The sequence below is a fragment of the Streptomyces sp. McG3 genome, assembly GCF_018619185.1.
In the GTDB taxonomy this organism is placed as follows: Bacteria; Actinomycetota; Actinomycetes; order Streptomycetales; family Streptomycetaceae; genus Streptomyces.
In genome coordinates this window covers 1-10,812 of the sequence record NZ_JAAXYC010000277.1, presented here as the reverse complement: position 1 = coordinate 10,812, position 10,812 = coordinate 1, and the positions used below count along the sequence as shown (strand labels likewise).

Genomic DNA, 10,812 nt, shown 5'->3' with positions numbered 1-10,812 from the left:
GGGCGGGGTGGTGGGCGGGTCGGTCGGCGTACCGCCGCCACTGGTGACCAGGGTCAGCCCGTACGTCTGGAGCAGCGGGTTGATGGGCTGGAAGTACGTCGTACCGCCGGAGGAGCAGTTGCCCGAGCCGCCGGAGGTGACGCCCTGCGCCTGGCTGCCGGAGATGTACGAGCCGCCGGAGTCGCCCGGTTCGGCGCAGACGCTGGTGCGGGTGACCCCGGAGATGGTGCCCTCCGGGTAGGTGACGCTGGTGTTCAGCTGCTGGATGGTGCCGCAGTGCCAGCCCGTGGTGGAGCCGGAACGGCAGACCGAGGCGCCGACGACGGAGGCGGTGGAGCCCGCGACGGTGACGTCGCCCCGCCCGTAGCCGTTCACCAGCGGACGCGGGGTCCAGTTGGCGTTGGTGGCGACCCAGGCCATGTCCCGGCCCGGGAAGGTCGAGCCCTGGAAGGAGCCCTGGGCCTGCTGGTTGACACCGTTGGTGGTGGTGCCGACGCGGCCGCAGTGGCCCGCGGTGGCGAAGCCGCCCTGGGTGCCGCGCGTCACCGAGAAGCCGACGGAACAGCGGCCGGAGCCGTTCATGTAATACGCGTCGCCACCCCGGATGTCGGCGAGGGCGCGGGGCTGTTCGGCGGACCGGGCGACGGTGACGAGGCCGCTGTCGACCCCGGCCGCCTTGAGGAACGCCTGTCCGGCGGCGGTGCTGGCGGCGTTGACGACGACCTTGTTGGCCGCGACGTCGACGTACCAGACGGGCACGTTCTTGGGCGCCTGGTCCAACGCGGCCCTGTCGAGGCTCTTCTTGACGCCTTCGAGCCGGTCCAGGCTGTTGCCGACGACCTCGGCGCGCGCTCCGGCGTCGGTGATCCGGGCGGCCTCGGAGGCGTCGGTGGTGGCGACCGTCAGGGTCGCCTTCGCACCGCTGACCCGGGCTCCGGCGAAGCTGGCGCCGAGGGACTTCTCCAGCCCGGCGGCGACGGCGGCGGCGCGGTACTCGTTGGCTATCCGGCCGCGGGCGTCGTCCGCGTCGAGGCCGAGGTCGCGCTCCAGGGCGGCCAGCATGCCGGGCGACAGGCTGTCGGCGGAGACCGGCGGAGCGGCGGTGGCCGCGGGGTCGGCGGACGCCACGCCGGTCAGCCCGGCGAGGGCGAGCGCACCCACGGCCACCGTGGCGGTGCCGGCGGCGAGGGCGCGTCTGCGGAGCGTGGTTCTCTCCACGTCACTCTCCTTGGTTCTGGGGGTGTCCTGATCCGGTGGGGGTTGGTCCGGACCAGGGAATTGCCGAAACCGTAGCGGCGGCGACACCCGGCGCAGGAGATCCCGTTCACCCCCCTCCCTCCGCGTTATGGGGCCGCGCCGCACACACTCCGGCCCCCCGCGCGGGCCGGGTGCGGAGCCGTTTCGGAGGCCCGGCCGGGCGAAGCCGGAACGCGACTCCCTTTCGGCGAGGCGCCCGGGTAGGTTCGGCCCCATGCACACAGGGCAACTTCTGGGCTCGGGACGCACCGCCGACGTGTACGCACTCGACGGCTCCTGGGTCCTTCGCCGCTACCGGGACCGCACCGACATCACGGAGGAGCTGGCCGTGATGAGTTACGTCGGCGCCTTCGGCTTCCCGGTGCCGCGCATCGGTCCGCCCGCCGAAGGGGCCCGCCCCACGGACCTGGTGCTCCAGCGGCTGACCGGCCCGACCCTGGCCGAGGCCCTGCTGGCGGGGCGGCTGGGGGCCGCCGAGGCGGGCGCGCTGCTCGCCCGGCTGCTGCGCGAACTCCACGCCATACCGCCCCGGGTCTCGGCCGACCCGGAGGACTGCGTGCTCCACCTGGATCTGCATCCGGAGAACGTGATGCTGACGGAGGAGGGCGCGGTGGTGATCGACTGGTCCACCGCGGCGGAGGGTCCGCCCGGTCTCGACCGGGCGATGTCGGCGCTGACCCTGGCCCGGATCGCACTCGACCCGGAGTTCCCGGCCGGGGCGGACGTCCGGCCCCTGCTGACGGCGCTCCTGGCGGAACTCTCCGACGACGGGGGCGCGTCGGCCGCCGATCTGTCCCTCGCCCGCGCCCGCCAGCGGGCGAACCCGCATCTGACCGACCACGAACGGGCCTGCCTGGACCGGGCGGTGGACCTGGTGCTGGGCTGCGCCCCATAAGGGGGGATTCAAGCCCCTCCGGCGACTGAGGAGCGGGGGGCCCGGGGGCGGAGCGCCCGACAGCCCGGGCCGGAGCCCCCGGTCAGCCTGCGCTCAGCGCCGCCCGCGCTTCGCGTCGCGCACGCGCCGCAGCCGGTTCACCGTGACCGGGTCCTCGCGCAGCGCCCGCTCGTCGTCGATCAGCGCGTTCAGCAGCTGGTAGTAGCGGACCGGCGAGAGCCCGAGCTCCTCGCGGATCGCCCGCTCCTTCGCCCCGGGCCCCGCCCAGGACCGCCGCTCCAGGGCCAGCAGCGCCCGGTCCCGTACGGACAGTCCGTCGGGCTCGGGGTCGGGCTCGGACCGGGGGGCGCGGTGCTCGTGGTCGGGGGCGGTCATATCAGCCAACCTAACGCCCGCCCCCGACACCGCGCCCGCGGCCGCTACTCGGCGGCCTCCGCCTGTGACGCCTCGGCGGCGAGCCCGCCGAGGATGCTCTCGGGGTTGCTGCCCGGCGCGACCGCACTGCCGATCTTCGTCTTGATCCCGTCGCTGACCGTGGCCCAGGACGTCTTGCCGTAGGGGATGAGCGTCGAGTTCGGCAGGGCCGCCAGGAACGGGCGCAGCTTCTTGTGCTTCTTGTCGGTCTCCATCGCGGCGGAGGCGCTGCCGGTCACCGGGAGCAGGTCGTAGCTCTCGGCGAACTCCAGCACGTTCTCGTCGGAGTAGGCGTAGTCGAGGAACTTGCCTATCTCCTGGCGGTGGCCGTTCTCCTTGAAGCCCATCATCCAGTCGGCCACGCCCATGGAGCCCTTGGCCGGGCCGTCGAAGCCGGGCAGCGGCACCATGCCGACCTTGACGCCCTTGGCCTCGGCCTCGTCCATCAGGGTGGGGTGGCCGTTGAGCATGCCGACCTCGCCGTCGGCGAACGCCTCGAAGGCCTTCGCCCGGTCCAGCTTGCCCGGCTCGACCGGTCCGGTGAGGCCCTCGCCGACGAGGTTGTCCCGCAGCCAGCGGAACGTGGCGACGTTCTGGGCCGAGTCGATGTCGTACGCGCCGACGTCGTCCGTGTAGCCGCCGCCACCGCTGAGGAGCCACATCAGGGTCTCGGCCTGGGCCTCCTCCTGGCCGAGCGGCAGGGCGAAGGGGTAGTCGACGCCCTTCGCCTTGAGCGCGGCGGCGTCGCTCCGGATGTCGTCCCAGGTCTCGGGGGCGCCCAGGCCCGCCTGGTCGAAGAGCTTCTCGTTGTAGAAGAGCAGTCGGGTGCTGGCGACGAAGGGCAGGCCGTACAGCGTGCCGTCGATCTTGCCCGCGTCGGCGAGCCTCGGCAGGAAGTTCGCCGTGGTGCGGATCGCGAGCGTCTCGTCGGCGGTGTAGAGCTTGCCCGCCTTGGCGTAGTCCGCGTACGCGCCGATCTGGGCGATGTCCGGGGCATCGCCGGCCTTGACCATCGCGGCGACCTCGCGGTCGACGTCCTTCCAGTGGAGGACGGTGACGTCGACCTTGATGCCGGGGTGCTCCTCCTCGAAGCCCGCCGCGACTCCGCTCCAGTACTTCTCGGAGCTGTTCTCCGGGCCGGTGCCGTAGTCGGCGGCGACCAGCTTGAGCGTGACGTCGCCCGAGCCGGCGTCACCGCCGCAGCCCGACAACGTCGCCGTCATTCCCAGCGCGGCCACCACCGCGGTCAGACCCACAAAGCGCCGCTGCACAGCCTCGCCCATCCTCGTTGATCACCTGGCTCACGGACGGCGCGCACGGCGTCGACCCCCGGCCTCCGTTCGGCCGCGGCAGCGCCGCCCTGTCCTGGGCACCGTCCGGATGAACTGCGATTTTCCCCCATTGGCGACGCGAAGGTCTACACCACCGGCGTATCGCTTCGGCAACGTATACGGGCCCCGGGGGCCACAACTGGCTTACGCGCACTGGCAGTCGGGGGCCCGTGCCCGTATCTTGGTCCAGACCTTTGGGCCGATTCCCCCCGGTCCGGGTTCCCCATAAGTGACTTTCCGGCAGAAAAAGACCGGCCTTCACTCCTTCATCATTTTGTATGGGTGCGCAACAAACCACGCTAGTGGACTAGACCTTTTGGGGGTCGGCGGGCGAAACTGTCTCCCGTGAGACATGTCATCGCCCTCGATGTGGGCGGCACCGGAATGAAGGCCGCACTGGTCGGGACCGACGGCACCCTCCTCCACGAGGCGCGGCGGGCCACCGGCCGGGAGCGTGGCGCCGACGCGGTCGTCGAGACCATCCTCGCGTTCGCGGCGGAGCTGCGGGCCCACGGCGAAGAGCACCTCGGCGAGAGCGCCGTCGCCGCCGGGGTCGCCGTGCCCGGCATCGTCGACGCCGAGAAGGGCATCGCGGTGTACGCCGCGAACCTGGGCTGGCGCGACGTACCGCTGCGCGCCCTCCTCGGCGAGCGCCTCGGCGTCCCCGTCGCCCTCGGCCACGACGTCCGGACCGGCGGGCTCGCCGAGGGCCGGATCGGGGCCGGGCTGGGCGCGCACCGCTTCCTGTTCGTCCCGCTGGGCACCGGGATCGCCGGGGCCATCGGCATCGCGGGGGCCATCGAGGCGGGCGCCCACGGGGACGCGGGCGAGATCGGCCACATCGTGGTCCGCCCGGACGGCCCCGACTGCAGCTGCGGCCAGCGCGGCTGTCTGGAGACGCTGGCCTCGGCCGCCGCGGTGACCCGGGCCTGGGCCGCCGCCTCCGGGGACCCCGGGGCGGACGCCGCGGACTGCGCGAAGGCCGTCGAGTCCGGCGACCCGGCGGCGGTCCGGGTCTGGCAGGACGCGATCGACGCCCTCGCCGCCGGCCTCGTCACCGCGCTCACCCTCCTCGACCCGGGCACGCTCATCATCGGTGGCGGTCTCGCCGAAGCCGGGGAAACCTTGTTCACACCACTGCGTGCGGCCGTCGAGGAACGCGTCACGTTCCAGAAACTGCCCCACATCGTCCCGGCGGCCCTCGGGGACACCGCCGGATGCCTGGGCGCGGGGCTGCTCGCCTGGGATCTACTCTCCACGGAGGTTTCCGCCTGATGGCCGGACGCGCAGCAGACAGCACCGTTCTCGCCGGCGCCCGGGTGGTGCTCCCCACCGGCACCGTCGAGGACGGCCGGGTGACCGTCGAGGGCACCCGCATCTCCGGTTCCGCACCGGAGGGCGCCCGGACCATCGACCTCAGCGGCCACTGGGTGGTCCCCGGCTTCGTGGACATGCACAACCACGGCGGCGGCGGGGCCTCCTTCACCTCCGGCACCGTCGACGAGGTCCTCACCGGCATCGGTACGCACCGCGAGCACGGCACGACCACCATGGTCGCCTCCACGGTCACCGGCGAGATGGACTTCCTCGCCCGGCGCGCGGGCGTCCTGTCCGAGCTGGTCGAGCAGGGCGACCTGGCCGGGATCCACTTCGAGGGCCCCTTCATCTCGCCGTGCCGCAAGGGCGCCCACAGCGAGGAGCTGCTGCGCGACCCGGACCCGGCCGACGTCCGCAAGCTGCTGGACGCCGCGCGCGGCACCGCCCGGATGTTCACCCTCGCCACCGAGCTGCCCGGCGGCATCGACTCCGTACGGCTGCTCGCCGAGCACGGGGTCATCGCCGCGATCGGCCACACGGACGCGACGTACGAGCAGACCGTCGAGGCCATCGACGCGGGCGCGACCGTCGCCACGCACCTGTTCAACGCGATGCCGCCGCTCGCCCACCGCGACCCCGGCCCGATCGCGGCCCTCCTGGAGGACGACCGGATCACCGTCGAGCTGATCAACGACGGGACGCATCTGCACCCGGCCGTCCTGGAGCTGGCCTACCGCCACAAGGGCGCGGGCCGCGTCGCGCTGATCACCGACGCGATGGACGCCGCCGGCTTCGGCGACGGGGAGTACCAGCTCGGCCCGCTCGCGGTCGAGGTCACCGACGGCGTGGCCCGGCTGGTGGAGGGCGGCTCGATCGCCGGCTCCACGCTCACCCTGGACACCGCGTTCCGGCGGGCCGTCACCCTCGACGACATCCCCGTCGAGGACGTCGTCCGGTCCATCTCCGCCAACCCCGCCCGGCTGCTCGGCGTCTACGACCGGGTCGGCTCGCTGGAGGCGGGCAAGGACGCGGACCTGGTCGTCCTCGACGAGGACTTCGTCCTCAAGGGCGTCATGCGCCGCGGCGAGTGGATCATCGAGCCGAAGACCGCCTAGGCGGCGTCCGGCTGTCCGGCTCTCCGGCTCTCCGGCTGTCCGGTGCAGACGTAACGAAGCGATGGCGGTCGGCCCGCGGGACTGGGCCGACCGCCATCGCTTTGACATGATCATCAGATGAGCGCGCCGCGGACGGGTGCGCGCACCGATGGGGCCACGCACCGAGGGAGGGACCGGCAGAGGTGATCCTGACCGTCACTCTGAACACCGCGCTCGACGTGACGTACGCCGTCGATGCGCTCGTCCCGCACCGCAGCCACCGGGTCGGCGAGGTCACCGAACGCCCCGGCGGCAAGGGCCTCAACGTCGCCCGGGTCCTCGGCGCGCTGGGCCACGACTGCGTGGTCACCGGATTCGCCGGAGGCCCGACCGGGGACGTCCTGCGCTCCCTGCTCGCCCCGCTCCCCCCGCGCGACGCCCTCGTGCCCGTTGCCGGGAACACCCGCCGCACCCTCGCGATCACCGACCGCTCGACCGGCGACACCACCCAGCTCAACGAACCCGGACCGCAGGTGAGCCCCGCCGAATGGGCCGCCCTCCTGCGGACGTACGAGGAGCTGCTCGCCGGGGCGGACGCCGTCGCGCTCTGCGGCAGCCTGCCGCCCGGCATCCATGTCGGGGCCTACGCGGATCTGGTCCGGATCGCCCGCGCCGCCGCCGTGCCCGTCCTCCTGGACACCAGCGGGGAACCGCTGCGCCGGGGCATCGCCGCCCGCCCCGATCTGGTCAAGCCGAACGCCGAGGAGCTGGCCCGGCTGACCGGCTCCCGGGAACCGCTGCGGGCCGCCCGCGACGCCCGCCGCCGCGGGGCCCACTCCGTGATCGCGTCCCTGGGCCCGGAGGGCGTGCTCGCACTCACCCCGGACGGCGTCTGGCGGGCCGCCCCGCCCGCCCCCGTGCGCGGCAACCCGACCGGGGCCGGCGACTCCGCGGTGGCCGGACTGCTGTCCGCCCTGGCCGAGGGCCTCGACTGGCCGGACCGCCTCGCCCGGGCGGTGGCCCTGTCGACGGCGACCGTGCTGGCCCCGACGGCCGGCGAGTTCGACGCGGCGGCCTACGCGGAGCTGCTGCCGCGCGTCACGGTGGAGCCGCACACGCCGACGCCCTGACCACCTCGGGGGCGGTCAGGGCGTCGTCGAGCACGGTGTGACTAGCTCTTGATGTGGCCGGACTTCAGCTCCAGCTGGTCGAGATTGGCGTCGCACTGATCGCCCGTCTCGCACGACAGCTTGAGGGTGTTGGAGCCCTTGTCGAGCTGGACGTACGCGTACGTGTTCGTCCAGCCCTTCTCCAGATCGCCCTCGGCGGCCTGCGCGAAGTTCTTCATGTTGATGGAGCGCGGCTCCTGCGCGTTGACCGTCAGGGTCGTCTTCGCGTCCTTGCCGGGCACGCCGTAGGTCACGTACAGGGTGTACGCGCCGTCCTCGGGAACCTCGACCGTCCAGGTGGCCGACCGGCCGACCTCGTTCAGGTTGATGTAGTTGCCGTTGGCGCCCTTGGCGCCCTTGACCGTGGAGTCCAGGGCCGCCGTGCCGCCCAGCGTCAGCGTCGCCGCGTCCTGCTTCGGCAGTTCGACCGGCTTCGGGGTCTCCTTGGGCTTCTTCTCCGGCTTCTTCGACTCCTCGACCTCGCCGGCGGGGCCCTGCGAGGAGGACGCCTCGTCCTTGTTGTCGTCCTTGTCGCCGTCGTCGCCCGTGAGCAGGGCGGCGGCGATGCCGATGACGACGACCGCGACCACGGCGACAGCCGCGATCAGGAGCGCCTTGGTGTTCGGGCCGCCCCGGCCCGGACCGCCGCCATGGCCGCCCTGCGCCGGAGGCTGCCCGCCCGGCCCGCCGCCCGGGTAGGTCTCGGGGGCCGCGTACTGCGGGTTCGGCCGGTTGTACTGCTGCGGGGGCTGCTGGCCGTAGCTCTGCTGGGGCGGGTAGCCGTACCCGCCCTGCTGCTGCGGCGCCTGCTGCTGGCCGTACTGGCGCTCGCCGACGGCCCGCACCTGGTTGTAGGACGTTCTGGGCACGCCCGGCTGCGCGGCCGGCCCCGGGTAGCCGTAGCCGCCCTGGCCGGGCGGCTGGGCGCCTGCCGCCTGTCCGTCCGCGTACAGATAGCCGAACGGATCGTCGTCCTCGGGCTTGCTCGCGCCGTTGTTTCCGGCCGTCATCCCTGGGTCACTCCTCACCATGTCGCCAGCCGTCGCCGACCGGCCGAGCCTACCTCGAACGGAGCAGGCCCCGAATTGCGCTCGGTGACCCGGACGGCCGTCGGGGAACGGGTACGGGGTAGGGGGAGAAACGGGCCGTGAACGTCATCCGGCCCTGCGGTGAACCTTCGACCGGGACCGCTTTTCCACGTACATCCGCTGGTCGGCGGAGCGCAGGACCTCTTCGACGGTCATTCCGCACTCGGCCCAGCCGATGCCGAAACTCGCCCCGACGCGGACCGCGCGCCCATCGACCCTTATGGGCGGAATGATGGCATTTCTCAGGCGAACGGCCAGGTCAGCGGCGTCCGCCGCCCCGAGGCCGTCGGCGAGAACGACGAATTCGTCACCCCCGAGCCGGGCGACGGTGTCACCGTCCCGCACACAGGTGCTCAGCCGCCGGGAGACCTCGATGAGCACGGCGTCACCGGTGTGGTGCCCGAAGCGGTCGTTGATGGACTTGAAGCCGTCGAGGTCGCAGAAGAGGACCGCGAGGCCCTTCGTCCCGTCGTCGTGCTCCGGATCCGGGGCCACCGCGTGCACATGGTGGTCGAAGGGACCGCCGCCCGGGACCGCCTCGCCCTCGTAGCCGTCGGCCTGGTAGCCGTGGGTCAGGGACGACTCGACGTCCCCGTACGCCGCGTCCAGCGCCTCGATCGCGGTCGCGGCCGGGGAGTGCGGCCGCTCGCAGATCCGGGCGCTGAGCCGCGACTTCAGTTCGGCGCTGTTGGGCAGCCCGGTCAGCGCGTCGTGCGAGGCGCGGTGGGCGAGGTTCAGCTCGTGCCGCTTGCGCTCCTCTATGTCCTCGACGTGGGTGAGCAGGAAACGCGGCCCGTCGGCGGTGTCGGCGACGACCGAATTGCGCAGCGAGACCCACAGATAGGTGCCGTCCCGGCGGCTCAGCCGCAGCTCGGCCCGGCCGCCCTCGGCGGAGGTGCGCAGCAGGGTGCCGATGTCCTCGGGGTGGACCAGGTCCGCGAAGGAGTAGCGGCGCATGACGGAGGCCGGGCGGCCGAGCAGCCGGCACAGGGCGTCGTTGGTGCGCAGCAGCCTGCCCTGCTGGTCGCCGCCCATCTCCGCGATGGCCATGCCGCTGGGCGCGTACTCGAAGGCCTGCCGGAAGGACTCCTCGCTGGCCCGCAGCGCCTGCTGCTCCCGCTCCAGGCGGACCAGGGCGCGCTGCATGTTGGCCCGCAGGCGGGCGTTGCTGATCGCGATGGCGGACTGGGAGGCGTACATCTGGAGCGCCTCGCGCCCCCACGCCCCGGGGCGGCGCCCGTTGCGCGGCCGGTCGACGGATATGACCCCGAGGAGGTCCCGGCCGCCCGCGGAGGCGTACATCGGGGCGTAGAGCCGGTCCAGCGGGTGCCATTCGTCCTCGAACCGGGGTTCGGGCCCCTCGGTGTGCCACTGGGGTACGTCGTCGTCGAGGAGGACCCAGCCCTCGGTGTGCGGGATGAAGCGGAGGTTGTCCCAGGCCTCGCCCATGGAGAGCCGGCGTTCCCAGGAGGCGCGGGAGCCGACGCGCCCGGTGATCAGGGCCTCGGCCGCGGCGTTGCCCGCGAAGGCGGCGATCACGAGGTCGCCGTCCGGCCGGACCAGGTTCACGCAGCCCAGCTCGTAGCCGAGGCCCGCGACGATTCCGTCGGCCACGGTCTGGAGCGTGTCCGCCAGACTCCGTGCCGTATTGAGATCAGCGACGGCCTGATGCAGCTGCCGCATGGTCGCAAGGCGGACGTACGGTTCCGACTCGGCCTCCATCGCTCGCACTCCCCGAGACCTCGACAGCAACTCCAGGTTTCATATCGACGTACTTGTTGCAGTGTCACGGCCACTGAATCACAGTGAGCTGTGCACCCGGTACACAGGGTCAGCAGAAAATGGACTCTGTGACTCAAGTCACAACAGATGACCGGGGGATGTCGGTGACTCAGGGTCGCCGTTCCCGTTCGACGCGACGCCGGAAGGGTCCGCTCCGGTGGCGCGTGGAGCCGGAGGGGCCGGTTCCCGTTGTGCGCGCCCGCGTGACGCAACCCTCGTGCGCCCGCGTACGCGGCCCTTCCGGAGTCCTAGGACCGGCCTGGTCCCCTGGCCCGATGCGACCGCCGGGCCCCTGCGGTTAGCGTCGGTATGTGCTCCAGACGAAGCCCCCCACCCCGCGCCGGCCACCACAAATCCGTCGGCCACCCGGCCCGGTCAGCTCCCCGGGCGCGCGGACGCCGCTGTTCGACGGCGAGCAGGTCGACGCCTCCCTGACCGGCGCCCCGGTCCCGCCGCTGCGGTCCG

The 10,812-nt window shown here is 72.8% G+C and carries 9 protein-coding genes; 4 read left to right on the top strand and 5 right to left on the bottom strand.

The features are described from left to right. On the bottom strand, window positions 1-1,218 hold a 1,218-nt coding region (locus HET64_RS30885), incomplete at its 3' end, for a S1 family peptidase (protein ID WP_215110451.1). 253 nt (window positions 1,219-1,471) lie between these two features. Between HET64_RS30885 and HET64_RS30880 the strand changes: the two genes are divergently transcribed. Then, window positions 1,472-2,152: a phosphotransferase gene (locus tag HET64_RS30880; protein WP_215110450.1), complete on the top strand. Its 681-nt coding sequence runs from the start codon at window positions 1,472-1,474 to the stop codon at window positions 2,150-2,152. Window positions 2,153-2,245: 93 nt separating this feature from the next. Here HET64_RS30880 and HET64_RS30875 read toward each other — a convergent pair whose 3' ends face one another. Then, complete coding sequence (locus tag HET64_RS30875) at window positions 2,246-2,527, bottom strand: DUF3263 domain-containing protein (protein WP_215110449.1); 282 nt, start codon at window positions 2,525-2,527, stop codon at window positions 2,246-2,248. A 44-nt stretch (window positions 2,528-2,571) separates the two neighbouring features. After that, window positions 2,572-3,849 carry an ABC transporter substrate-binding protein gene (locus tag HET64_RS30870; protein WP_215110448.1) on the bottom strand — a complete coding sequence of 426 codons (1,278 nt, stop codon included), beginning with the start codon at window positions 3,847-3,849 and terminating at the stop codon, window positions 2,572-2,574. A 432-nt stretch (window positions 3,850-4,281) separates the two neighbouring features. On the opposite strand from HET64_RS30870, the gene HET64_RS30865 reads away from it, so the two are divergent. From HET64_RS30865 to HET64_RS30855, 3 genes are all read left to right on the top strand, one after another. Next, window positions 4,282-5,172 carry an ROK family protein gene (locus HET64_RS30865; protein ID WP_251146120.1) on the top strand — a complete coding sequence of 297 codons (891 nt, stop codon included), beginning with the start codon at window positions 4,282-4,284 and terminating at the stop codon, window positions 5,170-5,172. Then, entirely contained in the window at window positions 5,172-6,329 is a 1,158-nt protein-coding gene (nagA, locus tag HET64_RS30860) for an N-acetylglucosamine-6-phosphate deacetylase (protein WP_215110446.1), read from the top strand. Before HET64_RS30865 ends, nagA begins: the two co-directional genes overlap by 1 nt. A 182-nt stretch (window positions 6,330-6,511) precedes the next feature. Further along, the gene (locus tag HET64_RS30855; RefSeq protein WP_215110445.1) at window positions 6,512-7,438 is read left to right on the top strand and encodes a 1-phosphofructokinase family hexose kinase; all 927 of its coding nucleotides are present in this window, start codon (window positions 6,512-6,514) and stop codon (window positions 7,436-7,438) included. Between the two features lie 41 nt (window positions 7,439-7,479). On the opposite strand, the gene HET64_RS30850 is transcribed toward HET64_RS30855, so the two are convergent. Continuing rightward, window positions 7,480-8,487, bottom strand: a complete 1,008-nt coding sequence (locus HET64_RS30850; RefSeq protein WP_215110444.1) for a carbohydrate-binding protein — start codon at window positions 8,485-8,487, stop codon at window positions 7,480-7,482. Between the two features lie 144 nt (window positions 8,488-8,631). After that, window positions 8,632-10,287 carry a diguanylate cyclase CdgB gene (gene cdgB / locus HET64_RS30845; protein WP_215110443.1) on the bottom strand — a complete coding sequence of 552 codons (1,656 nt, stop codon included), beginning with the start codon at window positions 10,285-10,287 and terminating at the stop codon, window positions 8,632-8,634. Window positions 10,288-10,812 lie beyond the last annotated feature (525 nt).